This window comes from Brucella sp. HL-2 (assembly GCF_025846885.2).
Lineage (GTDB): Bacteria > Pseudomonadota > Alphaproteobacteria > Rhizobiales > Rhizobiaceae > Brucella > Brucella quorumnocens.
Genome location: NZ_JAOYTK010000003.1, coordinates 145,081 through 171,277 on the forward strand (window position 1 = coordinate 145,081; position 26,197 = coordinate 171,277).

Consider the following 26,197-nt stretch of genomic DNA (forward strand, 5'->3'; position numbering starts at 1 on the left):
CAAACAAGCAGTGCAAAATCATCGCGCAGCAAGTCATTTGTGGCGACGCTGTCGGTTGTCCTGATTGCTTCTTCTGCATTCGCTCAAGGCCCTGGCGGGCCGGGTGGATCCGGCGGTGGCATAGGGGGTGGCTTTGGCGGAGGTCCGCAAGGCAATCCCGGTAGCGGCTTCAAACTGCCAAGTTTCCAACTGGAGCCCCCAGCACCAGCACCTGCTGCCCCACCAGCTATGCAGGCTCCATCGGGTAGCAACGGAACAATTCAGACGAATACCACAATCGGCCTTCCGAATTTCCCGGAGCCAAAGCTCAATTTGCCGACGCTCAGTCCTTATGCAAGCCCGACAAGCCCTGAGAACAATCCTCTGGTCAAAACGAGTGAGCTGGATTTGAAAGCACGTCTCAATCAGGACGGCCCGGATATTTCGACCGGCCTCGTATGGCGTGTCTTTGCACCTGAAGTTGGCCCCGATGGTCAGCTCGCACTTATCGCCTCGTCAAAAGGCGGCAGCACAGTGTTCAATCTACCAGAAGGCAGTTATCTGGTGCATGCCGCTTATGGCCGTGCGGGCGCGACAAAGCGCATTACACTCACCAATGCCAGTCGTCATGAAGTGATGACTCTCGATGCGGGTGGCATGAAGCTGAGTGCTGTCCTGCCGGATGAAGGTAAGATCAAAGGCGATCTCGTTCGCTTCTCCATTTATGCCGACGAAGATAACAACGACCGTTCTCTCATTGTCCCGGATGTGAAGCCGGACACAATCATCCGATTGAATAGCGGCACTTATCACGTGGTTTCAAACTATGGCTCCGCAAATGCTGTTATCCGCGCAGATATTCGCGTGGAAGCAGGCAAGCTGACCGAAGCAACAGTGCAGCATCGCGCGGCGGAAGTTGTATTGAAGCTGGTGCGTGAAAAAGGCGGCGAGGCTCTTGCCGACACGTCATGGTCAATCCTGAACGCTTCTGGCGATGTTGTACGCGAAAGCGCTGGTGCTTACTCGTCGATGGTTTTGATTGAAGGCGACTATGTTGCTGTCGCCAAGAACAAAGACCGAATCTATCAGCGCGATTTCAAAGTGACATCTGGCGCAAATGGCGAAGTAGAAGTGGTCGCAAACCGTGAATCCGAAGCACCCGATGACGGTTTCTCAGGGCAAGACTGATTGAACACGCATTTTCATAAAAAAGGCCCGCTTTCGCGGGCCTTTTTATTATTTCGCATCGTTCTTCAAACGTACCAGATCAGGTGGCGTTGCTTCTTCTGACAATTGAGCAATCGCTTCGTCCAGCGTCATCGACACCTGAGCCTGCGAACCAAGACGACGCATATTGACCGTCTTTTCTTCAGCTTCTCGCATACCGCAAACGAGAATGACCGGAACCTTCTGCAGCGAATGCTCGCGGACCTTGTAGTTGATCTTCTCGTTGCGCACGTCGGTGATGACCTGCAAGCCAGCAGCCTTGAGCTTGGCCGCAACCTCAGCTGCATAACCGTCAGCTTCCGAGGTAATTGTCGCAACAACAACCTGAATCGGCGCAAACCAAAGCGGCATGTGTCCAGCAAAATTCTCGATCAGAATGCCCAGGAAACGCTCCATCGAACCGCAGATTGCACGATGGATCATAACCGGTTGGGTCTTTTCAGAATTGCTGTCGATGTAGAATGCACCGAAGCGTTCCGGCAGATTGAAGTCAACCTGCGTCGTTCCGCACTGCCACTCACGACCGATTGCATCCTTCAGCGTATATTCGAACTTCGGACCGTAGAACGCACCCTCGCCCGGCAGAATACCGGTCTTGATGTCATCCGACTGTTCCTTGATCTGTTCAAGAACCGTCATCATCACGCTTTCAGCGCGATCCCACAATTCGTCCGAACCGACGCGCTTTTCAGGCCGTGTGGACAGCTTGATCGTGATCCCTTTGAAGCCGAAGTCTTTGTAGACCGACAGAATGAGATCATTGATCCGCAAGCATTCTGAAGCCATCTGTTCTTCGGTGCAGAACACATGCGCGTCGTCCTGTGTGAATCCGCGAACACGCATAAGACCATGCAGCGCGCCCGATGGTTCGTAGCGATGCACATTGCCAAATTCTGCAAGCTTTATAGGCAGATCGCGGTAAGACTTAAGACCATGCTTAAATATCTGAACGTGACCTGGACAATTCATTGGCTTGAGCGCAAACACGCGATCATCGTCGGTATCATCACCGGCAACAGTCACCTTGAACATGTTGTCGCGATACCAGCCCCAGTGACCGGACGTTTCCCAAAGGGACTTGTCCAGTACCTGTGGCGCATTCACTTCCTGATAGCCATGGCTGTCGAGACGACGACGCATATAGCTTACCAGCGTCTGGAACATACGCCAGCCTTTGGCATGCCAGAACACAACGCCCGGACCTTCTTCCTGGAAATGGAACAGGTCCATTTCGCGGCCAAGGCGGCGGTGATCGCGCTTTTCAGCTTCTTCAAGCATATGGAGATAAGCTTGAAGATCATTGTCGTTGGCAAATGCCGTACCATAGATGCGTGTCAACATCGGGTTATTGGCATCGCCGCGCCAATATGCGCCTGCAACTTTCATCAGCTTGAAGGAATTGCCGATCTGGCCAGTGGACGCCATATGCGGGCCACGGCAAAGATCGAACCATTCGCCCTGATTGTAGATCTTAAGATCCTGGCCTTCAGGGATCGCATCGACGAGCTCAACCTTGTAGCTCTCGCCTTTATCGGCAAAAACCTGCTTGGCCTTCTCACGCGACCAAACCTGCTTGGTGAACGGCTTGTTGCGCTGAATGATTTCGCGCATCTTCTTTTCGATCACGGGCAGGTCATCAGGCGTGAACGGTTCATTACGCGCGAAGTCGTAATAAAAGCCATTCTCGATGACTGGGCCGATCGTTACCTGCGTTCCCGGGAAAAGCTCCTGCACGGCTTCAGCCAAAACGTGAGCCGTGTCGTGACGGATCAGTTCCAGCGAGCGCGGGTCTTCACGGGTCAGAATTTCGATGGCACCGGAAGCACCAAGCGGATCAGAAAGATCACGCACGGTACCGTCTACGGCATAAGCCACAGCCTTCTTTGCAAGTGATTTGGAGATTGATTCTGCAAGTTCGGCACCGGTTGTGGCGGCATTATATTCGCGCACCGAGCCATCGGGAAATTGCATGGAAACATTCGACATCATATTCTTCCTTATCCAGTCCCGCCAACGATTGCGGGTGGTTTACTCACGAAGCAGCACTGCACCAATATAAGTACAGAACTGCCCATTTGCTGCTCTACATTTCGATTAAAATGCTTATGCAACTTTGAATGAAGACTGGCTATTAATCTTTTTTCGCCAGTCCGTAAAGCAAAAGCGCCGTGGCAAACTGCATCACGGCGCCGTTAAAACTCCAGAAACTAAATGAACTCAGTTACGGATGGCGAGGCAGGGAACGCCCTGCTGCTTGAGCTTCGCACAGGTCTTTTCAGCGGCATTCGAATCTTTAAAGCCTGTGAAACGAACACGATAAACCTTGCGACCACGCGGAGCCGTCGAAATCTCAGCCTTCGTACCCGGAACCAAACGGCTCACAACAGGCATATACTTGGCCTGTAACTCGTCTGCACCTTTGCGCGATGGCGTCACGCCAACCTGAACGCGCCAGGCAGATATTGCAGATTTCACCAGAAAGCCACCATCGCCCTGCTCGATTTTGGAATCGTCGATCATGTCCGCTACAGCATCGACTTTCGGCTTTTGAGGCTTAAGCGGCGAGATAACCGGCAATGGTGTCTGAACTGCCGCAACAATTTCTTCGGTCGCCGTTCCAGTGCCTTCAGTGCCAAAGCGCGTTAGTAGCTTTGCCATCCGGTCATCACGTTCCCGCGACGAACCGGCACCAAGCACAACGCCCACAAGATGCTTGTCATTGATGATTGCAGAAGAAACAAGATTGTAGCCCGAAACATCGGTATAGCCGGTCTTGATCCCATCGACGCCCTGATAACGATACATCAGGTTGTTATGGCCGTTAAACGGACGGCCCTTGTAGGTGAACGAACGCTGGGAAAACAGCGCGTATTCCTGCGGGAAATCACGACGGAGCGACATGCCAAGTACGGCCATGTCGCGGGCGGTCGTCAGCTGTGTCATCTTTGCGGTCAAGCCCGATGGGTTGGCGAAATATGTGCTTTTCATGCCAAGGTTCCGGGCTCTCTGCGTCATGAGACGACCAAAACCTGATTCCGAACCACCCAGATATTCGCCAACAACGGTTGCGGCATCATTTGCAGAAACAATGACCATACCGTTGACGGCATCACGGACGGAAATCGTCTCGCCAGCCTTCAGATACAGCTTCATTCTAACTTTTGCAGCTGCATTCTTGGAGATGGGCATTTCATCATCCCAATGCAGTTTTCCGGTCTTGAGCGCTTCAAATGTCAGGTAAAGCGTCATCATCTTGGCCAATGATGCGGGAGCGTGTTGCTCCGTTGCATCATCTTGTCCCAGAACGATACCGGTATCGGCATCGAAAACCACCCACGATACATTCGCCATGGCGCTAGTGGAGCATAGAATGCTGGCACCAAGCGCAACACCGGCTACTAGCAGGGAGGTGCGGGACGACGATTTCGGCATAATGACTCGCAAGAAAAGAAAACTGGATGCAAATGAAGGTCAATTGCGGCGTCAAAAAGACGCCCGATCAACCTGATTTCCTTTTCCGCATAAAACCGATTTATTATTAACGAACTCTAATCAAGCATGATTAACTTAACAGTTTTTTGTCTGTCTGATGAAAATAATGCTGTCAGTTTTTCGGTGAGGAAACCCGCCAGTAACGCCACGGCAGATACCAATGGTAATGGCCAGGCAAATCTTTTGGCACTGGATCAAAGCCATGTGTGCCCATCGGACCGCAACGCATAATACGAAACAAGCCCATCCAGCTACCGCTCCACAAACCATAACGAGCGACAGATTCGTAGGTATATTCTGAACAGGTCGGCATATGGCGGCAGGAATTGCCGATGAATGAGGACAGCGTGAGCTGATAAAGCCTGATGAAGCTTGTTCCCAGCACCCTGCCCGGTGTTTTCCGCCATGGATCGGTAAAGTTGCGGGTCTGACGATTCTTCGTTGTCGCAGCGTTATTTAGGTGATCCTTTCCGCAACTGCACATATCAGGCGGCCTGCACCTTTTCTTCGATCTGGCGAATGCAGTCGACAACCGCATCGAAAGTCAGAAGCGTCGAAGCATGGCGCGCCCTGTATTCACGCACTGGCTCGAAATATTTCAGATCCTCAAAACGGCCTTCCGGTGCAGGGCCATTTTCTTTGAGCATCTTATACATCGCGTCACGTGCAGCTCTCAGCTCTTCTGATGAGCAGCCGATGACATTTCGTGCCATAACCGACGACGATGCCTGCCCCAATGCGCAAGCTTTCACCTCATGCGCGAAATCCGTGACAACACCGTCAACCATCTTCAAATAGACAGTAACGGTCGACCCGCACAATTTTGAGTGAACAGTTGCTACCGCATCTGGGGCAGCAATTCGCCCTATGCGTTCGATATTCCCTGCAAATTCAAGGATACGTTTGTTGTAAACTTCGTCGATCATTTAGACAAACCTTCCGCCTCACCGGATAAAAACGTAAATTTGTCGCCCGGTTAACGTTTGAAGTTGCATTTTCCTGTCTATATAATAGGCAAGTCGTGACTGCGCCATGGACAGATTATCACATGGTTATGAGCAGCCGCACGATTATCCGTCCGGCAGCTTGGTGTTGCCGGATCAATACATCGCCCGCTCGCAAAGCGCATCGTTGTATTGTCCGTTTAACTCGTCTCCTCCTCGAAGGAGACTACTGGAGAATACTGATGGACGCTCGCATCCTTAAAATCGATGACGAATCCAATCTGCCCGCAGATTTGCCAAAGCCAACGCAGGCCGAAGCAGAAGCCGCTGTACGCACACTGCTTCGCTGGGCAGGAGATAATCCTGACCGTGAAGGATTGCTCGATACACCAAAGCGCGTTGCCAAATCCTACAGTGAGTTGTTCGGCGGCTATGCCGAAAGCCCTGAAGATGTTCTTGGCACCACCTTTGAAGAAGTCTCCGGCTATAATGACATGGTGCTGGTGAAGGATATTTCCTTCTTCTCGCATTGTGAGCATCATATGGTGCCTATCATCGGTAAAGCGCATGTCGCCTATTTGCCAGATGGCAAGGTGCTTGGTCTGTCGAAGATTGCGCGCGTTGTTGATATTTTTGCGCGCCGCCTGCAAACACAGGAAAGCATCACCGCACAGATCGCAGACAGCATTCAGCGCATTCTGAAACCGCGCGGTGTTGCAGTTATGATTGATGCAGAACATATGTGCATGGCGATGCGCGGTATCCGCAAACAGGGTTCAAGCACAATCACGACGACCTTTACTGGCACTTTTAAGGAAGAAGTGAACGAACAGGTTCGTTTCATGAGCCTTATTCGCAAGTAAGACATATATTCAGGCGCAACAATGAGCATTTTTTCTGCCCAGCCCTCTGACAAGAAGGCCATTGAAGAAGGCGCGGTTTTCATGCCGCGCTTCGATGCATCAGGTCTTATCACTGCTATCGTAACAGACGCGTGTGATGGTGAGTTGCTGATGGTCGCCCATATGAACGAGGAAGCGTTGCGCCTGACGCTCGAAACCGGCATTGCTCATTACTGGTCGCGATCACGCAACACGCTTTGGAAAAAGGGCGAAACCTCCGGCAATCTGCAAAGCGTTGTCGAACTGCGCACCGATTGCGATCAGGACGCGCTTTGGCTGAAGGTCAGCGTTGCTGGAGATGGCCCCACTTGCCACACGGGCCGTCGCTCGTGCTTTTATCGTCAGGTTCAGTCTGAAGATGGCAAGGTTAGCCTTTCCCTGAATGGCTCGTGCGAGCACGAACACTAATTTTCTCTCACGATCTATGAACTCGCTCAAATCGATGTGATGGCGCGATTTTCTCTCGCGCCTTCAATTTGCAGCATTTATTGTTTCGATACAGTGTTTTGATAAATGAAAGCATTTCCAGCAAAAGTGCGTAGTGGTTTTGCGTAGGACAATGCGACAAAACAAATACTGAGAGCGTTTCTCCTTATTCAATCAAAGGTGGAAATGCTCTAACCGAAACAAGAGGTGCTCAGTCGATATGCTCGCATGGGGTCAAAGGCGCAAGGCAGCCAATACGCAACCCTTGAAGCCGGAAGAAGAAATCATCGATCTGCCGCAAGTCAGGCATGAACCGCGTCGCATTGCTCTCGCATTGGGCGGCGGTGCCGCGCGCGGCTGGGCTCATATCGGTGTTCTACGCGCACTCGATGAAGCAGGAATCGAAATTGAAATGATTGCCGGCACGTCAATCGGCGCACTTGTCGGCGGCTGCTATTTGGCGGGCAAGCTTGATCAACTCGAAGAATTCGCGCGCAGCCTGACGCGGCGGCGCATGTTCAACCTTCTCGACATCACATTTCGCGGCAGTGGTTTGTTCGGCGGCATGAAGCTCGATGGACGAATGCGCGAGCACCTCGACGGCCTGCGCCTTGAAGATCTGGATCGTCCATTCGTTGCGGTTTGTACCGAATTGCGCACTGGCCATGAAATCTGGCTCTCTACTGGCCCACTTGTCGAAGCCATGCGTGCGTCCTACGCCCTGCCCGGTGTGTTCGAACCTGTGCGCTGGCAAGAGCGTGTGCTGGTCGATGGTGCGCTGGTCAATCCAGTCCCCGTCTCGGTGTGTCGTGCCTATGAACAGCGGCTCGTGCTTGCCGTAAATCTCCACTACGACCAGTTCGGCCGCGCGGCTGTTATCAAACATGCACAGTCACGGCAGGACACACTCAGCGAAACGATCCATGGAGAGAAGGAAAGCCGACTCGGTATTACCGGCGTGATGATGGAGGCTTTCAACATTATCCAGGACCGCATTTCTCGTGCCCGCATGGCTGGCGATCCACCCGATGTTTCGCTGATGCCAACCGTCGGACAAATCGGCCTAGCCGACTTTCACCGCGCATCGGAAGCAATCGATATTGGCTACGTGGAAACCGTTAAACGACTGGAAGACATCAAAAGGCTTCAGGGCATAAGCGGTTGATGGAACGAAAAAGATTCGTCACGATCTATGCCAAATTCACATAGATCAGCGCTTAAACTCCCAAAATAGCCAAAATCTTGACACAAAAAAGCCAGGAAAATTAAAGTTTTAAGCGCCTGGAATTGCAGTATTTCGACTTTTACCCACTCTTTTATGAAAAAGATTGGCAGATGCACAAGAACAGGCTTGTACCTTTCGGATCGATTTGCTAGATGCCTCCTCGCTGACATTGTTCAGCTCTACCACGTGCGGTCGTGGCGGAATTGGTAGACGCGCAGCGTTGAGGTCGCTGTGGGGCAACCCGTGGAAGTTCGAGTCTTCTCGACCGCACCATTCTCTCTCCTAATTTATGATGCACTTATGACGAAGCTCTGCAATCTGGTTTACATCCCAGAGAATGCGGGGCCTTTTGCGTTTTAAAATCATACATTTAAGCTTGTGATAAATTTATTTCATTCAATTGTGCTGAACTGAAAGAATGGCCTTGTGCAGTCGAAAGTGATTTGCTACATCGCCACTCGCTGACATTGTTCAGCTCTACCACGTGCGGTCGTGGCGGAATTGGTAGACGCGCAGCGTTGAGGTCGCTGTGGGGCAACCCGTGGAAGTTCGAGTCTTCTCGACCGCACCATTCTCTTCCCGAGAATACTCCTATTTGTAGCGCTGTGGTTATCAATAGCTTCTCCATTTGGAGATGTTATTGTTGCTGCTCAAATGCAGTATTGCCTCCATCAGACGCTAATCAACTTCGGGAAGAGAATATGAAAATCAGCGCTCGCAATCGCCTTAAAGGCACAATCGTTGATGTGACCAAGGGTGCCACCACGGCTCATATCCGAATCGACATCGGAAATGGTGTCGTTGTTACCTCGTCCATCACCAATGAAGCCGTGGATGAACTTGACCTCAAGGGTGGCAAGACGGCCTATGCAGTCGTTAAAGCATCAGACGTGATGGTCGCCACCGACGACTGACCTACTAAAAACCCCGCTTAAAGCGGGGTTTTTGTTAAATATCATTGCTATGTTCACCAAGATTGGGGGATCGCTTATCCAATTTCAGTTCAGCGTCCGAGAATCGGATTGGCGTACGCAAGCCCGGCACACCATCGGGATCAATTCTCATCTGGCGCGCGATGAATTGCGGATCGGCAAACACATCTTCAACCATGTTGATCGGCCCAGCAGGCACGCCTGCTTTGGCAAGTGCTGCCAGAATATCGTCACGTAACCATTGCTTCGTGCGCTCTTCGAGCAAATCGGTGAGCGCATCGCGATTGGCAACGCGGGACGAGTTGGTAAGAAAGCGGGAATCACTCGCCAGTTCACCTATCCCCAAGAGAGACGTCAGCTTCGCAAACTGCCCGTCATTGCCGCAGGCAATGATGAAATAGCCGTCTGAGACCGGCAGCGTCTGGTAAGGCGCGATGTTCGGATGCGCATTGCCCATACGCTTGGGCGAAACCCCAGATGCCATATAATTCATCGCCTGATTGGCAAGAACTGCCGACATGCAATCAAACAACGCCATATCAATGTGCTGCCCCTTGCCCGTGCGCTCACGCATGATGAGAGCCGACTGAATACCAATGACGCTATAAAGCCCTGTGAAGATATCTGCGAAGGCCACGCCGATCTTTTGCGGCTCACGATCGGGTTCGCCGGTCAGATCCATAATGCCACCCATGCCCTGGATCATGAAATCATAACCCGCACGTTCTGCATAAGGCCCGGTGTGGCCGAAACCCGTGATAGAGCAATAGATGAGGCGCGGATTGATCGCCTTCAGGCTTTCGTAGTCGAGGCCGTATTTATCAAGTCCACCGAGCTTAAAGTTCTCAATCACCACATCCGCATCGGCAACGAGCTTGCGTACAAGCTCCCTGCCCTCATCAGTGCGAAAATCGGCAATGATCGATTGCTTGCCACGATTGCAGGCGTGGAAATAGGCTGCCGACTTTTCACCTTCCACGTCGATAAATGGCGGGCCCCATTTGCGGGTATCATCACCCTCCGGGCTTTCAACCTTGATAACATCCGCGCCAAGGTCGGACAGCGTCTGCCCGACCCATGGGCCCGCCAGAATGCGGGCCAGTTCAATGACTTTCAGACCCGCAAGCGGTGTATTCTGCATTTCTCAAAACCTCTCCGAGCGATAAACTGCGATCAGAAGAAAGCCTGAATGCCGGTCTGTGCACGTCCGAGGATCAGCGCATGAACGTCATGTGTACCCTCATAGGTATTGACGGTTTCAAGGTTCTGGGCGTGGCGCATGACGTGATACTCGATCTGAATGCCATTGCCGCCATGCATGTCGCGCGCCTGACGCGCAATATCCAGTGCCTTGCCGCAATTGTTGCGTTTGACGATAGAAATCATCTCAGGCGCCATCTTGCCTTCGTCAAACAGACGGCCAACACGCAACGATGCCTGCAAGCCAAGGGTGATTTCGGTCTGCATGTCGGCAAGCTTCTTTTGATAAAGCTGCGTTCCAGCCAGCGGCTTGTCGAACTGTTTGCGATCAAGCCCATACTGGCGCGCGCGGAACCAACAATCTTCTGCTGCACCCAACACACCCCACGAAATGCCATAGCGAGCGCGGTTAAGACAGCCGAACGGCCCCTTAAGACCTGAAACATTCGGCAGAATTGCATCTTCAGATACTTCCACGCCATCCATGACGATTTCGCCGGTGACAGACGCACGCAGCGAAAGCTTACCGCCAATCTTTGGAGCCGAAAGTCCCTTCATGCCCTTTTCGAGCACAAAGCCGCGGATTGCATTGTCATGCGCTGTCGACTTGGCCCAGACCACAAACACATCGGCAATCGGCGAGTTGGAAATCCACATCTTGGAACCGCTGATGCGATAACCGCCATCAATCTTGTCGGCGCGCGTTTTCATGCCAGCAGGATCGGAACCCGCATCCGGTTCGGTCAGACCGAAACAGCCAATCAACTCGCCAGAAACCAGACCCGGCAGATATTTCTTGCGCTGCTCATCCGAACCGTAAGCGTAAATCGGATACATCACGAGCGAAGACTGCACACTCATCATGGAGCGGTAGCCAGAATCGATACGCTCAACTTCGCGCGCCACCAGACCATAAGAAACATAGCCAGCATTGGCTGCGCCATATTCTTCAGGCAGCGTTACGCCAAGAAGACCAGCCTGCCCCATCAAACGAAACAGATCGGGATCAGTCGTTTCATCAAGATAAGCTTTTTCAATGCGCGGCAGGAGAATATCGCTCGCAAAAGCCTGCGCCGAATCGCGGATCATGCGCTCATCTTCGGTCAGCTGCTCATCGAGCAGAAACGGATCTTCCCAGTTAAATACGGCACGCGACATGAATAATCTCCTCAAATTCAGTTGCCCAAATGTGGCCTGAAAATCGGAGTCATGCAATGAACGTTTACTCATCGATCTATTCCGTTTAGTAATAGATCATGACTTCACTATCGAGACGCCTGCTTCCTTCAACGAGCGCGCTTGCCGCATTTGACGCGGTGGCGCGACACGAGAGCTTTTCTACCGCCGCAGAAGAGCTTTCGTTGACGCAAGGCGCGGTAAGTCGCCAGATTGCAACACTGGAAGAACAACTCGGTGCCGCCCTGTTTGACCGCACCAGCCGCCATGTTTTGCTGACCGATGCCGGACGCGCCTATCGGAATGCTATCAGTCCAGCCCTTGCTTCCATCCGCGCAGCCTCGCTACAGGTCATGTCGCAAATGCGTGGGACAACACTCAATCTGGCGTTTCTACCAACCTTTGGAACGCGGTGGCTGATCCCGCGAATACCTCGTTTTGTCGCTCACTATCCAGATATCATTCTAAATTTTGCCACGCGTATAGGTCAGTTCGACTTTGAACGAGAGGGACTTGATGCAGCAATTCATATTGGCCAACCGAACTGGCCCAATGCAGACTGCACATTTTTGATGGAGGAAACGGTTGCGCCTGTGTGCAGCCCGGCTTTTCTGAAACAGCACCCGGTTACTGCACCCAGCGACTTATTGCGACTGCCGCTTTTCAACATGGCGTCACGACCCGGCGCATGGAACCACTGGTTCAAAAGCCTCGACATTGCAGCGCCGATAGCGGGCGGAATGCGCTTCGAGCAATTCTCGAATGTTTCTCAGGCTTGTGTAGCTGGGCTTGGTATTGCGCTGATGCCGCTGTTTCTAATCAGCGCCGAAATTGAAAGCGGGCAGCTTGTTGTTGCCTACCAGCACACGGTCAAAAGCCCGAGCAGCTATTACTTTGTAACACCGCAGGCGCGCGCAAACACGCCTGCGGTCAAAGCTTTTCGAGATTGGCTTCTCACTGAAGTTAACCGCGAATTTGATCCTCACGCCATCGAGTTGCTGACGATCTCATAGGAACGAAGACGCTTCTGATGGTCATAGATCATGCCCGTCACCATCAATTCATCAGCGCCGGTGCGTTCGGCAAACTCGCGAATGCCCTTGTCGACGGTTTCAGGGCCACCCACGACACGGCATGACAGCATCTGGCGAACCAGTGCCTGTGCTGACGGATCAAGCTGCTCCTGATAACCCGCAACAGGCGCAGGCAACTTGCCCGGACGACCGCTGCGCAAGTTCACAAATGCCTGCAATTGCGACGTGAACAGATGATGCGCTTCTTCATCCGTATCGGCTGCAATGACGTTGAGTCCCAGCATCACATAAGGCTTTTGCAGATATTCGGACGGCTCAAATCGTTCGCGATAAAGGTCTACTGCGCGTTCCATATCAGCCGGTGCAAAATGTGAGGCGAAGCCATAAGGCAGTCCCAGCATCGCAGCCAGTTGCGCACCAAAAAGGCTAGAGCCGAGAATCCAGACAGGAACATTCAGCCCTGCGCCCGGCACGGCCTGTACGCGCTGTGCGGGATCGGCCGGCTTGAAATAATTGAGAAGCTCCACAACATCGCGCGGAAAATCATTGGCGCTGCTTTCCAGATTGCGGCGCAGCGCATGCGCCGTCAGCTGATCGGTGCCCGGCGCGCGACCAAGTCCCAGATCAATACGCCCCGGAAACAGCGATGCCAGCGTCCCAAACTGTTCGGCAATCACCAGTGGCGAATGGTTGGGCAGCATGATTCCACCTGCCCCAACGCGAATGGTGGACGTGCCCGCCGCCACATGGCCGATAACTACCGAAGTTGCAGCACTGGCAATACCCGGCATGTTGTGATGCTCGGCCAGCCAATAGCGCGTAAAGCCCAGTTTTTCGGCCTGCTGGGCCAGTTCGAGCGTATTGCGCAGAGACTGTCCTGCATCGCTGCCTTCAGGGACGGGTGAAAGATCGAGTACGGATAAAGGTATCATGCTTGCTCATATGGTGTGGAACGGTTGGAATGCAACAGAGCGTAATCCGACCGGAGTGAAACGAGGATCGACAAGATTATGTTGGAAAGAAATCAGAGCGCCGATCTGATAAAATCAGATCGAAATACGCTCAAATCCCAACAAAAAGGGCGGCCCACATGTGGCCGCCCTTAATCTGATTATTCAATACAAGTTTCAGTGATGGACAGATTTCAGTGATGGGCTGCTGCCGCAGGCTCCTTGCCATCTTCCTGCGACGGTACGAACTCGCCTTCCACGTCCTTCTTGGCGATGAACGTATAGAACATCGGAACCACGAACAGCGTGAAGACCGTGCCGATGGTGATACCGGTGAAAATCACCAGACCCATCGAGTAACGCGCCGCTGCACCCGCACCGCTTGCAATGATCAGTGGAACAACACCCAGCGCCATTGCAGCCGTCGTCATCAGAATCGGACGCAGACGAGTTTCTGCGGAGAGAATGATGGCTTCACGACGCGAATGACCATGCAGGCGGCGTTGCTGATTGGCGAATTCCACCATCAGAATGCCGTGCTTGGTTATCAGCCCCACGAGTGTAATGAGACCGACCTGTGTGTAGATGTTCAGCGTTCCAAGGCCAAGGTTTAGCGGAACGATAGCACCGAAGATCGAAAGCGGAACCGACATCATGATGATGAACGGATCGCGGAAGCTTTCGAACTGCGCAGCCAGCACGAGATAGATAACGATAACGGCGAGGCCGAAAGCGATCAGAATCGTGTTTCCCTGCTCTACTTCGAGACGCGACTGTCCAGAATAGTCGAGGAAGAAGCCTTCAGGCATCTTCTGCTGAGCCAGATTGACGAGCGTCTGCAGGCCTTGACCCGTAGTCACGCTTGGCATTGGCAGCGCGGAAATCGTTGCAGAATTGAGCTGGTTGAACTGCTCAATAGCCGCAGGCGAAGCATTCTGCTTGATCTGAATGACCGATGACAGAGGCACCATCGAACCCGAAACACTGCGGACGTAGAATTCGCCAAGCTTTTCCGGGTTTGAACGATAGATATCCGGCACCTGACTGATGATGTCATAGCTGTTGGAATCGCGGTCGAACTGGGCAATCTTTGCACCACCTGTCAGAAGACCAAGCGTCGAACCGATGTCGCTGACCTGAACACCAAGCGTCGCAGCACGATCGCGGTCAATCGTAATCGTCGTCTGCGGCGCATTGTAGGACATCGAGTTCTGAACGATGATGAACTGACCCGTCGCCTGTGCCTCGTTCTTGATTTCTTCAGCAAGCTCGAACACCTGATCAGAAGGACCAGTCGACTGAAGAGCAATCGAAATCGGTAGACCGCCGCCCGTACCTGGTAGGGATGGTGGCGCGAAGATGAATGCTTCAACACCAGCCACCTTATCGATGCGTGCGGTCAGATCCTGCTGGATTGCCTTCTGCGAACGCGAACGCTCAGACCAATCCTTCAACACCCAGAGCGCAATACCCGAATTCGTACCGCCATCCATACCGACGATCTGGAAGCGTGTATCCAGTTCTGGCAGATCTTTTGTCAGACCATCAATCTGCTCGGCATAGAGGTTGGTATAAGCGGACGTTGCATATTGCGGAGCCTGGAACATCGAGAACAGCGCGCCGGAATCTTCTTCAGGTGCCAGTTCGGTTGATGTGTTGACGAACAGGAAGCCTGTGAGACCAACCAGAGCAATAACGATCATCAATGTAATCGGGCGATAATTAAGCGAGCCCGATACCATGCGATGATACCACTTCTCGAATCTCGAGAAGGTGCCGTCGATGAACTTCTGGAACCGCGATGCTTCGCCATGCTTAAGCATGCGCGCACACATCATCGGCGAAATCGTCAATGCCGCAACGCCTGAGATGATAACAGCGCCGGCCAGTGTGAAGGCAAACTCCCGGAACAGAGAACCGGTCAAACCGCCGGTAAACCCGAGAGGTGCGAACACTGCAGCCAGAGTGATGGTCATCGCGATAATTGAGCCGGTGATTTCCTTCATACCTTTGAAGGCCGCATCCATTGGACGCAATCCTTCCTCGATATGTCGGTGAATATTCTCCAACACCACAATCGCGTCATCGACCACCAGACCGATCGCCAGCACCATCGCGAGAAGCGACAAAAGGTTGATCGAGAAGCCGAGGATATAAAGGAAGAAGCAGACGCCGATCAGCGAAATCGGGATCGTTACGATTGGAATAAGCACTGCACGGAACGAACCGAGGAAAACGATGATGACCAGAATAACGATGGCCACGGCTTCCCCAATGGTCGTGAACACTTCCTTGATCGAAGAGCTGATCTGCTCGGTCGCGTCATAGACGAGATCAAGCTTCATGCCTTCAGGCAGCGATGCCTGGATCGACGGCAGTTCCTTGCGAACGGCGTTCGCCATATCAATTGGGTTTGCAGCAGGCGTTGGGTAAACGCCCAAGAACGTACCGGCAGAACCGTTGAACGCAACGATTGTATCTGTGCTTTTCGCAGCCAGTTCTACCTTTGCGACATCACGAAGACGAACGACCTCATCGCCGGAAGTCTTGATCGGCATAGCACCGAAGGCTTCAGGTGTCTGCAAGGTCGATTCCAGTGTGATCGAAGACGAGACATACTGGTTCTTGGTCGTACCCGGTGCCGAGAGGAAGTTCGACGCATTGATGGCAGCCAGAACTTCAGGTGCCGTGATCTCACGCGCTGCCAACTGGATTGGATCAATCCACACACGCATCGAATAGACCTGGCCACCGAGAATTTCAGCCTTTGCCACACCCTGAATGGTGGACATGCGAGGCTGAATAACACGCTCCAGATACTCTGTGATCTGCTCGCTGGTCATGTTTGGGTTTTGCGCTGCCAGATACATGGTAGCGAAGCTCTGACCAGTTCCTTTGACGATTACCGGATCATCGGATTCAGACGGTAGGTTGCCGCGAACCTGATTAACCTTCGCGATCACTTCGGTGAGTGCGGCATCCGGGTTAGCGCCAAGCTTCATCTGGACCGTCACCGTGCTCGACGAAGGACGGCTGGAAGAAGTGACGTAGTCAATGTCTTCAGTGGTTGCCACCGATTCAGCGATTGGCGACGTGATGAAGCCCTGAATAAGCTCCGCGCTTGCGCCGGCATAAGCCGTCGTAACGGTAATAACGGTTTCGTCGACTTTCGGATATTCACGCACCGTAAGCTGCGCAATCCCCTGAAGCCCCAGAAGAATGATCATGAGAGCGACCACAGTAGCAAGTACGGGTCGCCGGATGAAGATATCGGAAAAGCTCATCTTGCTCGCCTATTACTTGTCAGCCGCAGGCAGCGGATTGACTGTGTTGTCGATCGTTACAGTAGCTCCCGGCGAAAGCCGGTTTTGACCTGCATTGATCACGATATCGCCAGCCTTCAAGCCATCCGTAATTTCTACAACGCCGCCATAACGACGACCGAGCTTGACGAAGACTTGCTGTGCGACGAGCTTTTCAGCCTGTCCTTCAGGAGCCTTTTCACCTTCCTTCGGCTGCGCTGGACGAACAACATAGGCGTAATCACCATAAAGGCTGGTCACGATTGCAGTTTGGGGAAGTGCGAGAACATTTTCTTCTTGTGGAAGTTCGATGCGGACCTGAACAAACTGCCCAGGTGTCAGGCGCGGTTCATCGTTCTGTACTTCTGCACGGACCGAAACCAGACGACTTGACGAGTCAATCTTCGGATCAATACCGACAATCGTCCCGTTGTAATTGAGTTGATCAGCGCTTGGGCCGACCTTCACAGCCTGACCAAGCTTAAGTGAGGTTAGCGACTGTTCGGGAACAGTGAAATCAATCCGCATCTTGTCAGTTTCCTGCAAGGTGCCGATTACGGTGCCGGGGGTCAGATACTGGCCAAGATCGACTTTCGAAATACCAATTACGCCGTCAAAGGGAGCAGTAACGGTTTTCTGGTCGAGTACAGCCTGCATTTTCGCAACAGCTGCCTGTTTGGCGCTCGCAGCAGCAGCTGTTGTATCGACGTCGGAAACAGCACCAACACCACGCGTGCGCAGAGTTTCAGCACGCTTCAGGTTTTGATCAGCAAGAACGGCTTCAGCCTTGGCCGCCACCAGATCGGCAGTCTCGATGCTGTTTTCCAGTTCAAGCAGAACGTCGCCCTGCTTCACTTCCTGGTTGGCCTTGAAGTTGATTTTATCAACGATACCGTTGACCTGGACAGTCAGGTCTACACCATTGATTGCATTGGCCGAACCAATGGCTTCGAAACCGGGTGTCCATACACCGGGTTGCAAGGTAACGGTAGAAACCGTCTTGGCTGGCTGCTGCATATTAGCGAAAAAATCTTTGATCGCTTGTGTTCTGAACAGGTTAAACCCAACAAGCCCCCCCACGACGATCACGAGGAAAATTATTGCCAGAATAAGGCGTTTGATCATTGCGGATGCACTCCAGGGCCTCGTTGGCGTGCTTCCTTTATGTTCCTCACAATTTGGTCGCACGTATTTTACTTGAATATCAGATGAAAATAACTGTACCGTCTGGACGGTATTGTCAACTATCGAACTGTCAGGAGACGCTCAGAATTGCACACAAAGAATAAGGTCTCTTCGCGAGAGCGCATTTTGCGCGCAGCAGTGGAACTCGCCCAAGAGGTCGGACCAGCCCATATATCTCTCGACGCGGTAGCCGCCCGCGCAGGCCTCTCAAAAGGAGGATTGCTTTATTCGTTTCCGACAAAAGCAAAGCTGCTTGAAGGTGTGGTCGAGGAGTATATGAAGGAGCATGAACGTGCGATGGATGTTCAGGAGAACCTCCAAAGCGGCGATAAAAACCGCATTGCACGCGCCTTTTTCGACGTTTATCGCATTCAGGCCGATGACGAGCCGCCAGCCAGCGGAATTCTGGCTGCACTTGTCGAGAATCCGGATTTCATGATTCCGGTCCGACATTATCATCGATCCGTTCTGGATCGAATGTTGAAAGATGCGACAGACCCCAACCTCGTTTTGATTACCTATCTAGCTCTTTCGGGTCTGGAATGTGGCCGTTTGCTTGATTGTGATATCATCAGTGATGAAGAGCGGCATTCAGTAATCTGTCGGCTTGAGCAGATACTGGAAGCTGGCTAAAACTGTATTTTGTTGAATTCAGATATAAAGAACGCGCCCTAAAGGCGCGTTTTCTTTCGATTATAATACATGCTCAAAGGGGTGATATGTCGCCCCTCTCCCATCCAGCAGTCGTTTCTGCCGCGAAATCTTCAAAACGCCCTTCAGCAATCGCCGCGCGGATGCCCTGCATGAGATACTGGTAATAGGCCAGATTATTCCATGTCAGCAGCATTCCGCCCAATGCTTCACCGGCCTTCACCAGATGATGCAGATAGGCGCGGCTGTAATCACGCGTCGCCGGGCAATTTGATTCTGGATCAAGCGGACGATGATCGTCGGCATGACGTGCATTGCGCAGGTTCACTTTGCCAAAGCGTGTAAATGCTAGACCATGACGACCTGCACGTGTCGGCATCACGCAATCGAACATGTCGATGCCGCGTGCAACCGATTTTAGAATGTCATCCGGCGTGCCAACGCCCATCAGATAGCGTGGCTTTTCGGTGGGCAGAATCGGACAAACCACTTCGAGCATATCGAGCATGACGCTCTGCGGTTCACCAACCGCCAGACCACCAACGGAATAGCCCTTGAGATCCATGGCCTTCAGCGCTTCGGCAGAGCGTTCACGTAGGCGCGCATTGTCACCGCCCTGCACGATGCCGAACATCGCCTTGCCAGCCTGTGTACCAAAAGCCACCTTGCAGCGTTCTGCCCAACGCAGCGACAATTCCATCGCGCGTTCCGTATTATTTTCAGGCGATGGGAGTGCCACGCACTCATCAAGCTGCATCTGAATGTCGCTATCGAGAAGCCCCTGAATTTCGATGGAGCGCTCCGGCGTCATTTCATAAGGCTTACCGTCGATGTGCGAGCGGAAAGTCACACCGTTTTCATTGAGCTTACGCAGCTGCGCGAGCGACATGACCTGAAAGCCGCCGGAATCGGTCAGAATCGGGCCTTTCCAGCCGCCGAATTCATGCAGACCACCAAGACGAGCAACGCGTTCCGCACCCGGACGCAGCATCAGATGATAGGTGTTGCCGAGAATGATGTCGGCGCCCAAATCCTTCACCTGATCCATATACATGGCCTTGACGGTTCCGGCTGTACCAACCGGCATGAAGGCAGGCGTACGCACCACGCCGCGCGGCATGGAGATTTCGCCCTGACGGGCTGCGCCATCACGCGCAAGCACTTTGAATTCAAAATTTTCGCTGGTCATGCCGTGTCTCTAATGAATTATGCCGAAAAAGGGAACCGTTTCATTTCCTCTCAAGAAGACTGGAATCTCCATAGGAATAGAAACGGTAGCCTGTCTCGATTGCGTGCTTATAAGCGTCCTGCATCGTCTCAAAGCCACTAAAGGCCGAAACAAGCATGAAGAGCGTCGAGCGCGGCAAATGGAAATTAGTCATCAGCAGATCGACCGCCCGGAACTTATAGCCCGGTGTGATGAAAATATCGGTCGGGCCCGCCCATGGGCGAATGATGCCATCTTCACCGGCAGCGCTCTCGATCAGGCGCAGCGATGTTGTGCCGACACAGATTACCCGGCCACCTCGGGCATGAACGGCATTCAGCGCATCGGAAGTTTCCTGCGAAACGTAACCAATCTCGGAATGCATCTTATGGTCCGTGGTGTCGTCGGCTTTAACCGGCAGAAACGTGCCCGCCCCCACATGCAGCGTTACGAAATGTTCTTCGATGCCACGATCGCGGATTTTCTTGAGCAGATCGGGTGTGAAATGCAGCCCGGCAGTCGGTGCTGCAACAGCCCCTTCCTCACGCGCATAAACAGTCTGATAATCGCTGCGGTCGCGCTCATCTTCAGCGCGCTTGGATGCGATATAAGGCGGCAAAGGAATGTGGCCGACCGAAGCAATGGCTTCATCCAGCATCGCGCCAGAAAGATCGAACACCAGCAGAGCTTCACCCGCGTCACCCTTCTCAGCAACGGTTGCGTCGAGTGTTCCAAGGAAGCAGCTTGAACCGGAATGGCCGAAACGGATGCGGTCGCCTTCCTTCACGCGCTTGGCAGGACGCAGGAATGCTTTCCAGCGATCAGGGCCGGTACGCATGTGAAGTGTCGCACTGACCTGCGAAATATTGCCGTCGCGCTCGCGCATACCTTCAAGCTGCGCAGGAATGACTTTTGTATCGTTGAAAACGAGCGCATCGCCCGGCTGCAACAGATCAGGCAGCTCGAATACCTGTCGATCTTCGAATGGCTGGCCGGGACGCACACGCAAAAGCTTGGCGTGGTCGCGCGGTTCGGCGGGACGCAGAGCAATGCTCTCTTCCGGCAAATCGAAATCGAAAAGATCAACGCGCATCATAAACCTCATCAGAGCATTTCTGTCGGAATGTCACGACCGGAAATGCATCAAAGCAAGAGCGGCCCCGGCAAAACCGGAGCCGCTGTATTTCTATAGAAACGACAGGATTAGATGTCTGCTGCGATGCGTGCAGTTACGATCGTGTCTGGATCCGTAACCGGTTCGCCGCGCTTGATCGTGTCAACATTGTCCATACCTTCAATGACCTGACCCCAAACAGTGTACTGACGGTCAAGCCAAGGCGCATCGGTGAAGCAGATGAAGAACTGCGAGTTGGCCGAGTTCGGGTTCTGCGAACGTGCCATCGAAGCCGTGCCACGCTTGTGCTGCGTGTTCGAGAATTCTGCCTTAAGATCAGGCTTTTCAGAGCCGCCCATCCCAGCGCGCGAACCGTTGAAATGTGCGCCACCCGTCTTGCCGAACTTCACGTCGCCAGTCTGCGCCATGAAACCATCAATCACGCGGTGGAATACAACGCCGTCGTAAGCGCCTTCGCGCGCAAGTTCCTTGATGCGTTCTACATGGCCAGGAGCCAGGTCTGGATAGAGTTCGAGAACGACATTGCCCTTGGTGGTTTCAAGAACGAGGGTGTTTTCTGGGTCTTTGTAAGCCATCGGGCCTCTCCTATTGAACGCATCCCAAAATGTTGAATGATTCTTGAGACAAGGGATGCGTATTGAATTTAAAACTTATTTCTTGTCGATCGTGGCCTTGATGATCTTGTCAGGGGTTTCAACCGAGCCATTGTCGGATTCACTTCCCTTTTTGATCTTATCAACTACGTCCATACCACTGACAACCTTGCCAACAACAGTGTACTGGCCGTTCAGGAATGCGCCATCATTGAACATGATAAAGAACTGTGAGTTTGCCGAATTCGGGTCCTGGCTACGAGCCATACCAACCGTACCGCGCACGAAAGGTTCCTTGGAAAACTCAGCCGGAATGTTTGGCAGTTCCGAACCACCTGTGCCAACGCGCGAAGCATTGAAACCCTTTTCCATGTTGCCGAACTTCACGTCGCCTGTCTGAGCCATGAAGCCTGGAATCACGCGATGGAAAGCCACGCCGTTATAAGCGCCTTCCTTCACCAGCTTTTCAATCTGCGCGACGTGCTTGGGTGCAACGCTTGGGTTCAGCTCAATAGCGACATTGCCGTCTTTGAGCTGCAAATTGAGGGTGTCAGCAGCAAAGGCTGCACCTTGAGAAAATGCAACGATGCTAGCTGCGACAAGCGCCGAACGAATAAATGGCATGATCGGAAAACTCCCTGCGATCAGGATTTGAATTTGGCTTCGAGCGCAGCGGCAACGGCTGCGGGAGCGAAAGGACGAATATCACCGCCCATAGAGGCAATCTGACGAACCAATGTGGCAGTAATCGTGCGCACGGCAGGATCGGCAGGTAGAAAAACAGTCTGAAGTTCCGGCGCCATGGTGCCGTTCATGCCGGCCATCTGCATCTCATAATCGAGATCTGTGCCATCACGTAATCCACGAACCATCAGCTGCGCACCATGTTTGCGCGCGGCATCAATCACCAGATTATCGAATGAAATCACAGAAAGCCGATTGGCATCCTTACCCAGAATAACCTCGGCGCTCGCACCGATAAGCTCGACGCGTTCCTCAAAACTGAACAATGGTTTTTTGCCCGGATGCACGCCAATGGCGACAATAACCTTGTCCGCAAGGCGCAGCGCGCCTTTCAGTACATCCATATGGCCATTGGTCACCGGGTCGAAGGAGCCAGCATAAATCGCTATCGTCATTTCTTCCAGCTAGCCTTTTCTCGTCAGATTTTCAACAACAACCACAATTGGAAAGAAATCAGAAACCAAGAAAACAGATGAATGCGATATGAACAACGATTTCACGACAAGTTCACAACCGATTTACCAAGATAGGCGCAAATTTGGTGCAACCTTTTCGCTTCTCAAGCGTATCTATAACGAAAGGATACCGCGATGATGATATTTCTTCTGGCATTATCCATGATGGTAGCGATGGCTGCATCGGCGATTGTATTGCTTCTGGAAGAGACCGAAGCGAAGCGCCAACGCGTACGTCCGACGGCATTTAGCCTCAGCACCATGCGTAAATTGAGTTCGCGTTAGTCTGTACAATGAGTTTCTGAAGATCGCCAATATCCTCCAGTCTTGGCATCTGAAAAAGGCCGATGGAAATCCCATCGGCCTTTTTGCTTTGCTTCAAGGATTGCCCGATACTTCTCAGTATCGGGCTCCTCATTTTATTCCTCGCTTGGTGCTACTGGCGTTTCACCTTCAGGGCCAGAATCACCAGCTTCAACAACACCGTTTTCTTCGTCGCTCTCCGTTTCCGAAATGCGCTCGACCGAAACAACTTTTTCGCCATCAGCCGTGTTGAAGATCGTGACACCCTTGGTTGAACGTCCGGCAATACGAATGCCGCCGACCGGGACACGGATCAGCTGACCGCCGTCAGAGACCAGAAGAATCTGGTCGCTTGCTTCAACAGGGAATAGTGCAACGAGCTTGCCGATTTCTTCGGCTTTCGAAGTATCTGTTGCACGGATGCCCTTGCCGCCACGACCCGAAACACGGAACTCATAAGACGAAGAACGCTTGCCGTAACCATACTCACTAACAGTGAGAACGGTCTGTTCACGCGCTTTCAACTCCTGATAAAGCTCCTCGTTGAGTTCTGCTTCAACCGCGACTTCTTCTCCAACAACAACGATATCATCCGCATCGTCAGCACCCTGTGCACGGCGCTCGGCGATCGAGCGCTTGAGATATGCAGCACGCTGCGAAGCATCGGCATCGACGTGATGCAGGATCGCCATGGAGATGACCTTATCGCCATCCGCCAGATTGATACCGCGAACGCCTATCGAATTGCGGCCTGCAAAGACGCGAACGTCAGTCACAGGGAAGCGAATGCACTGGCCACCGGCACAAGTCAGAAGAACGTCATCAAATTCGGTACATGTATCGACCGAAAGGATTTCATCGCCCTCTTCTTCCAGCTTCATCGCGATCTTACCGTTGCGGTTGACCTGAACGAAGTCAGAAAGCTTGTTACGGCGCACGGTTCCGCGCGTCGTCGAGAACATGACGTCGAGGTTTGCCCAGGATTCTTCATCCTCCGGCAATGGCATGATTGTTGTAATACGCTCACCCTGCTGCAATGGCAGCATATTGATGAGTGCCTTACCGCGCGATTGCGGATTACCGACCGGCAGACGCCAGACTTTTTCCTTGTAGACGATACCGCGCGAGGAGAAGAACAGCACCGGCGTATGCGTATTGGCGACGAACAGACGGGTTACGAAATCCTCGTCCTTCGTTGCCATGCCGGAGCGGCCTTTGCCGCCACGACGCTGCGCACGATAAGTCGCCAGCGGCACACGCTTGATATAACCCGCATGGCTAACCGTCACGACCATATCTTCACGGGCGATGAGGTCTTCATCGTCCATTTCCGCGCCACCGAGACCGAACTCGGTGCGGCGTGGCGTGGCGAACTCGTCGCGAACGGCAATCATCTCTTCTTTGACGATTGTCATGACGCGAATGCGTGAGCCAAGAATATCCAGATAGTCGCGGATTTCTTCGCCGATTTTGTTCAGCTCGTCCGCAACTTCGTCGCGACCAAGTGCTGTCAGGCGCTGCAGACGCAGATCAAGGATAGCACGAGCCTGCTCTTCAGAAAGGTTATACGTGTTGTCTTCATTGATCCGGTGACGCGGATCGTCAATCAGACGGATCAGTGGTGCAACGTCAGCGGCAGGCCAGCGACGTTCCATCAACTGCTCGCGTGCCGTTGCCGGATCGGGCGCACGACGAATGAGAGCGATGATCTCGTCAATATTGGCGACAGCGATAGCCAGACCAACCAAGACATGTGCACGATCACGCGCCTTGTTGAGCAGGAATTTCGTGCGACGCGTAACCACTTCCTCGCGGAAGGCAACGAATGCGCGCAGCATATCGAGAAGGTTGAGCTGTTCCGGCTTCCCACCGTTCAGCGCCACCATGTTGCAGCCAAACGAGGTCTGCAATGGCGTGTAGCGATAAAGCTGGTTCAGCACCACATCAGCAACCGCATCGCGCTTCAGTTCGACCACAACGCGATAGCCTTCGCGGTCAGATTCGTCGCGCAGGTCGGAAATGCCTTCAATACGCTTGTCGCGCACCAGTTCGGCCATTTTCTCGATCATCGAAGCCTTGTTCACCTGATAGGGAACTTCGGTGATGATGATAGCTTCGCGGTCGCCACGCATTGGTTCAATCGCTACGCGACCGCGCATGATGACCGAGCCACGACCCGTGGTGTAGGCAGAATTGATGCCAGCGCGTCCGAGAATAATACCACCGGTCGGGAAATCCGGACCAGGGATGATCTCCATCATTTCTTCCAGTTCAATGGCTGGATTTTCAATGAGCGCTACGCAGCCGTCGATGACTTCGCCAAGATTATGCGGCGGGATGTTGGTCGCCATACCGACCGCAATACCGCCAGAACCATTGACAAGCAGGTTCGGAAAGCGTGCAGGCAGAACCATCGGTTCCCGCTCGCGGCCATCATAGTTATCCTGAAAATCAACCGTATCCTTGTCGATATCCGACAGAAGGGATTCAGTGACTTTTTCCAGACGGCATTCGGTGTAACGCATTGCCGCTGGCGGATCGCCATCGATGGAACCGAAATTGCCCTGTCCATCCACAAGTGGATCACGCAAGGAGAAGTCCTGCGCCATACGCACGAGGGCGTCATAAATCGATGCGTCACCATGCGGATGGTACTTACCCATCACTTCACCGATCACACCTGCCGATTTACGGTAGGGGCGATTGTAAGCGAGGTTCATCTCGTTCATGGCATGGAGGATACGGCGATGCACAGGCTTGAGGCCGTCGCGCACGTCAGGCAGAGCGCGGCTCACGATAACGCTCATTGCGTAATCGAGATAGGAGCGCTGCATCTCCTCAATAATGGAAATCGGTTCGATACCTGTAGGGCCGCTCGGGCCGTCATTCATATCTTCGGAACCGGGTGGAGGCGTTTGATCTGACACTATTCAGATATCTTTCTCAACAGAATCGATAAAGTCACTTTATAAAGTAAAACGGTACAAAACGCCAATTTCGCGACCATTTCAACCGGCTTATTTCCATTATAAAATCAATAACTTAAAAGATATTCACATAAAGATCGCGCAATGATGTTGCCGCAAAGCGCGCTTTCCGTCGACCGAGCGTCCTTCATCAGGTACAATCTGGTTT

Annotated in this window: 23 protein-coding genes and 2 tRNA genes; 10 read left to right on the plus strand and 15 right to left on the minus strand. The window is 52.8% G+C overall.

The annotated features are described in order from the left end of the window. Positions 1-228: 228 nt before the first annotated feature. Positions 229-1,167 (plus strand): RgsD C-terminal domain-containing protein, encoded by a 939-nt coding sequence (locus OIV19_RS06510; protein WP_404901280.1) that lies wholly within the window; start codon positions 229-231, stop codon positions 1,165-1,167. A 48-nt stretch (positions 1,168-1,215) separates the two neighbouring features. On the opposite strand, the gene thrS is transcribed toward OIV19_RS06510, so the two are convergent. From thrS to OIV19_RS06530, 4 genes are all read right to left on the minus strand, one after another. Further along, positions 1,216-3,195 carry a threonine--tRNA ligase gene (gene thrS, locus OIV19_RS06515; RefSeq protein ID WP_264231045.1) on the minus strand — a complete coding sequence of 660 codons (1,980 nt, stop codon included), beginning with the start codon at positions 3,193-3,195 and terminating at the stop codon, positions 1,216-1,218. Positions 3,196-3,423: 228 nt separating this feature from the next. Next, positions 3,424-4,638: a D-alanyl-D-alanine carboxypeptidase gene (locus tag OIV19_RS06520; protein WP_264231046.1), complete on the minus strand. Its 1,215-nt coding sequence runs from the start codon at positions 4,636-4,638 to the stop codon at positions 3,424-3,426. 172 nt (positions 4,639-4,810) lie between these two features. Next, the gene (yidD, locus tag OIV19_RS06525; protein WP_095446682.1) at positions 4,811-5,182 is read right to left on the minus strand and encodes a membrane protein insertion efficiency factor YidD; all 372 of its coding nucleotides are present in this window, start codon (positions 5,180-5,182) and stop codon (positions 4,811-4,813) included. A gap of 1 nt (position 5,183) precedes the next feature. Further along, positions 5,184-5,624, minus strand: a complete 441-nt coding sequence (locus tag OIV19_RS06530) for an iron-sulfur cluster assembly scaffold protein (RefSeq protein ID WP_151093738.1) — start codon at positions 5,622-5,624, stop codon at positions 5,184-5,186. Between the two features lie 260 nt (positions 5,625-5,884). On the opposite strand from OIV19_RS06530, the gene folE reads away from it, so the two are divergent. The 6 genes from folE to OIV19_RS06560 all read left to right on the plus strand — a co-directional run bounded on the left by folE (position 5,885) and on the right by OIV19_RS06560 (position 9,109). Continuing rightward, a complete protein-coding gene (folE, locus tag OIV19_RS06535) occupies positions 5,885-6,505 on the plus strand; it encodes a GTP cyclohydrolase I FolE (protein ID WP_095446684.1) in 621 nt (206 codons plus the stop codon). A 21-nt stretch (positions 6,506-6,526) separates the two neighbouring features. Next, a complete protein-coding gene (gene hisI, locus OIV19_RS06540; RefSeq protein WP_264231047.1) occupies positions 6,527-6,952 on the plus strand; it encodes a phosphoribosyl-AMP cyclohydrolase in 426 nt (141 codons plus the stop codon). A 238-nt stretch (positions 6,953-7,190) separates the two neighbouring features. After that, positions 7,191-8,135 (plus strand): patatin family protein, encoded by a 945-nt coding sequence (locus tag OIV19_RS06545; protein WP_095446686.1) that lies wholly within the window; start codon positions 7,191-7,193, stop codon positions 8,133-8,135. A gap of 248 nt (positions 8,136-8,383) precedes the next feature. Beyond that, positions 8,384-8,468: transfer RNA gene (locus OIV19_RS06550), tRNA-Leu, on the plus strand. A gap of 213 nt (positions 8,469-8,681) precedes the next feature. Beyond that, positions 8,682-8,766: transfer RNA gene (locus tag OIV19_RS06555), tRNA-Leu, on the plus strand. Between the two features lie 130 nt (positions 8,767-8,896). Continuing rightward, positions 8,897-9,109, plus strand: coding sequence for a TOBE domain-containing protein (locus OIV19_RS06560; RefSeq protein ID WP_095446687.1), 213 nt, complete (start codon positions 8,897-8,899; stop codon positions 9,107-9,109). A gap of 34 nt (positions 9,110-9,143) precedes the next feature. Here the strand turns inward: OIV19_RS06560 and OIV19_RS06565 are convergent, their stop codons facing one another. Further along, positions 9,144-10,268 (minus strand): CaiB/BaiF CoA transferase family protein, encoded by a 1,125-nt coding sequence (locus OIV19_RS06565; protein WP_095446688.1) that lies wholly within the window; start codon positions 10,266-10,268, stop codon positions 9,144-9,146. Positions 10,269-10,300: 32 nt separating this feature from the next. Further along, positions 10,301-11,485 (minus strand): acyl-CoA dehydrogenase, encoded by a 1,185-nt coding sequence (locus tag OIV19_RS06570; RefSeq protein WP_095446689.1) that lies wholly within the window; start codon positions 11,483-11,485, stop codon positions 10,301-10,303. 98 nt (positions 11,486-11,583) lie between these two features. Between OIV19_RS06570 and OIV19_RS06575 the strand changes: the two genes are divergently transcribed. Continuing rightward, positions 11,584-12,516, plus strand: coding sequence for a LysR family transcriptional regulator (locus tag OIV19_RS06575; protein WP_095446690.1), 933 nt, complete (start codon positions 11,584-11,586; stop codon positions 12,514-12,516). Here OIV19_RS06575 and OIV19_RS06580 read toward each other — a convergent pair. From OIV19_RS06580 to OIV19_RS06590, 3 genes are all read right to left on the minus strand, one after another. Next, positions 12,486-13,469, minus strand: coding sequence for an LLM class flavin-dependent oxidoreductase (locus OIV19_RS06580; RefSeq protein ID WP_264231048.1), 984 nt, complete (start codon positions 13,467-13,469; stop codon positions 12,486-12,488). The two genes, OIV19_RS06575 and OIV19_RS06580, sit on opposite strands and share 31 nt — an antisense overlap. Positions 13,470-13,681: 212 nt before the next feature. Next, on the minus strand, positions 13,682-16,771 hold the full coding sequence (locus OIV19_RS06585) for an efflux RND transporter permease subunit (RefSeq protein ID WP_095446692.1): 3,090 nt from the start codon (positions 16,769-16,771) through the stop codon (positions 13,682-13,684). Positions 16,772-16,783: 12 nt separating this feature from the next. After that, the gene (locus OIV19_RS06590; protein ID WP_264231049.1) at positions 16,784-17,914 is read right to left on the minus strand and encodes an efflux RND transporter periplasmic adaptor subunit; all 1,131 of its coding nucleotides are present in this window, start codon (positions 17,912-17,914) and stop codon (positions 16,784-16,786) included. Between the two features lie 147 nt (positions 17,915-18,061). Here OIV19_RS06590 and OIV19_RS06595 point away from each other — a divergent pair, with 147 nt between their 5' ends. After that, positions 18,062-18,607, plus strand: coding sequence for a TetR/AcrR family transcriptional regulator (locus OIV19_RS06595; protein WP_095446694.1), 546 nt, complete (start codon positions 18,062-18,064; stop codon positions 18,605-18,607). A 73-nt stretch (positions 18,608-18,680) separates the two neighbouring features. Here OIV19_RS06595 and tgt read toward each other — a convergent pair whose 3' ends face one another. The 5 genes from tgt to coaD all read right to left on the minus strand — a co-directional run bounded on the left by tgt (position 18,681) and on the right by coaD (position 22,699). Beyond that, the gene (gene tgt, locus OIV19_RS06600) at positions 18,681-19,814 is read right to left on the minus strand and encodes a tRNA guanosine(34) transglycosylase Tgt (protein WP_264231050.1); all 1,134 of its coding nucleotides are present in this window, start codon (positions 19,812-19,814) and stop codon (positions 18,681-18,683) included. A gap of 40 nt (positions 19,815-19,854) precedes the next feature. After that, positions 19,855-20,925 (minus strand): tRNA preQ1(34) S-adenosylmethionine ribosyltransferase-isomerase QueA, encoded by a 1,071-nt coding sequence (gene queA / locus OIV19_RS06605; RefSeq protein ID WP_095446696.1) that lies wholly within the window; start codon positions 20,923-20,925, stop codon positions 19,855-19,857. Between the two features lie 110 nt (positions 20,926-21,035). After that, entirely contained in the window at positions 21,036-21,542 is a 507-nt protein-coding gene (locus OIV19_RS06610) for a peptidylprolyl isomerase (protein ID WP_095446697.1), read from the minus strand. 75 nt (positions 21,543-21,617) lie between these two features. Further along, complete coding sequence (locus OIV19_RS06615) at positions 21,618-22,184, minus strand: peptidylprolyl isomerase (protein WP_095446698.1); 567 nt, start codon at positions 22,182-22,184, stop codon at positions 21,618-21,620. Positions 22,185-22,204: 20 nt separating this feature from the next. Next, complete coding sequence (gene coaD / locus OIV19_RS06620) at positions 22,205-22,699, minus strand: pantetheine-phosphate adenylyltransferase (RefSeq protein WP_095446699.1); 495 nt, start codon at positions 22,697-22,699, stop codon at positions 22,205-22,207. 195 nt (positions 22,700-22,894) lie between these two features. Between coaD and OIV19_RS06625 the strand changes: the two genes are divergently transcribed. Further along, positions 22,895-23,044 (plus strand): hypothetical protein, encoded by a 150-nt coding sequence (locus OIV19_RS06625; protein ID WP_166673844.1) that lies wholly within the window; start codon positions 22,895-22,897, stop codon positions 23,042-23,044. A 134-nt stretch (positions 23,045-23,178) separates the two neighbouring features. On the opposite strand, the gene gyrA is transcribed toward OIV19_RS06625, so the two are convergent. Further along, on the minus strand, positions 23,179-25,953 hold the full coding sequence (gene gyrA, locus OIV19_RS06630; RefSeq protein ID WP_095447907.1) for a DNA gyrase subunit A: 2,775 nt from the start codon (positions 25,951-25,953) through the stop codon (positions 23,179-23,181). Positions 25,954-26,197 lie beyond the last annotated feature (244 nt).

Excerpts from the sequence above, each read along its gene's own strand:
- OIV19_RS06510 (WP_404901280.1), top strand. The coding sequence starts at position 229 with ATGCAGGCTCCATCGGGTAGCAACGGAACAATTCAGACGAATACCACA.
- thrS (WP_264231045.1), bottom strand. The coding sequence starts at position 3,195 with ATGATGTCGAATGTTTCCATGCAATTTCCCGATGGCTCGGTGCGCGAA.
- OIV19_RS06520 (WP_264231046.1), bottom strand. The coding sequence starts at position 4,638 with ATGCCGAAATCGTCGTCCCGCACCTCCCTGCTAGTAGCCGGTGTTGCG.
- yidD (WP_095446682.1), bottom strand. The coding sequence starts at position 5,182 with ATGTGCAGTTGCGGAAAGGATCACCTAAATAACGCTGCGACAACGAAG.
- OIV19_RS06530 (WP_151093738.1), bottom strand. The coding sequence starts at position 5,624 with ATGATCGACGAAGTTTACAACAAACGTATCCTTGAATTTGCAGGGAAT.
- folE (WP_095446684.1), top strand. The coding sequence starts at position 5,885 with ATGGACGCTCGCATCCTTAAAATCGATGACGAATCCAATCTGCCCGCA.
- hisI (WP_264231047.1), top strand. The coding sequence starts at position 6,527 with ATGAGCATTTTTTCTGCCCAGCCCTCTGACAAGAAGGCCATTGAAGAA.
- OIV19_RS06545 (WP_095446686.1), top strand. The coding sequence starts at position 7,191 with ATGCTCGCATGGGGTCAAAGGCGCAAGGCAGCCAATACGCAACCCTTG.
- OIV19_RS06560 (WP_095446687.1), top strand. The coding sequence starts at position 8,897 with ATGAAAATCAGCGCTCGCAATCGCCTTAAAGGCACAATCGTTGATGTG.
- OIV19_RS06565 (WP_095446688.1), bottom strand. The coding sequence starts at position 10,268 with ATGCAGAATACACCGCTTGCGGGTCTGAAAGTCATTGAACTGGCCCGC.
- OIV19_RS06570 (WP_095446689.1), bottom strand. The coding sequence starts at position 11,485 with ATGTCGCGTGCCGTATTTAACTGGGAAGATCCGTTTCTGCTCGATGAG.
- OIV19_RS06575 (WP_095446690.1), top strand. The coding sequence starts at position 11,584 with ATGACTTCACTATCGAGACGCCTGCTTCCTTCAACGAGCGCGCTTGCC.
- OIV19_RS06580 (WP_264231048.1), bottom strand. The coding sequence starts at position 13,469 with ATGATACCTTTATCCGTACTCGATCTTTCACCCGTCCCTGAAGGCAGC.
- OIV19_RS06585 (WP_095446692.1), bottom strand. The coding sequence starts at position 16,771 with ATGAGCTTTTCCGATATCTTCATCCGGCGACCCGTACTTGCTACTGTG.
- OIV19_RS06590 (WP_264231049.1), bottom strand. The coding sequence starts at position 17,914 with ATGATCAAACGCCTTATTCTGGCAATAATTTTCCTCGTGATCGTCGTG.
- tgt (WP_264231050.1), bottom strand. The coding sequence starts at position 19,814 with ATGACCAGCGAAAATTTTGAATTCAAAGTGCTTGCGCGTGATGGCGCA.
- queA (WP_095446696.1), bottom strand. The coding sequence starts at position 20,925 with ATGCGCGTTGATCTTTTCGATTTCGATTTGCCGGAAGAGAGCATTGCT.
- OIV19_RS06610 (WP_095446697.1), bottom strand. The coding sequence starts at position 21,542 with ATGGCTTACAAAGACCCAGAAAACACCCTCGTTCTTGAAACCACCAAG.
- OIV19_RS06615 (WP_095446698.1), bottom strand. The coding sequence starts at position 22,184 with ATGCCATTTATTCGTTCGGCGCTTGTCGCAGCTAGCATCGTTGCATTT.
- coaD (WP_095446699.1), bottom strand. The coding sequence starts at position 22,699 with ATGACGATAGCGATTTATGCTGGCTCCTTCGACCCGGTGACCAATGGC.
- OIV19_RS06625 (WP_166673844.1), top strand. The coding sequence starts at position 22,895 with ATGATGATATTTCTTCTGGCATTATCCATGATGGTAGCGATGGCTGCA.
- gyrA (WP_095447907.1), bottom strand. The coding sequence starts at position 25,953 with ATGAATGACGGCCCGAGCGGCCCTACAGGTATCGAACCGATTTCCATT.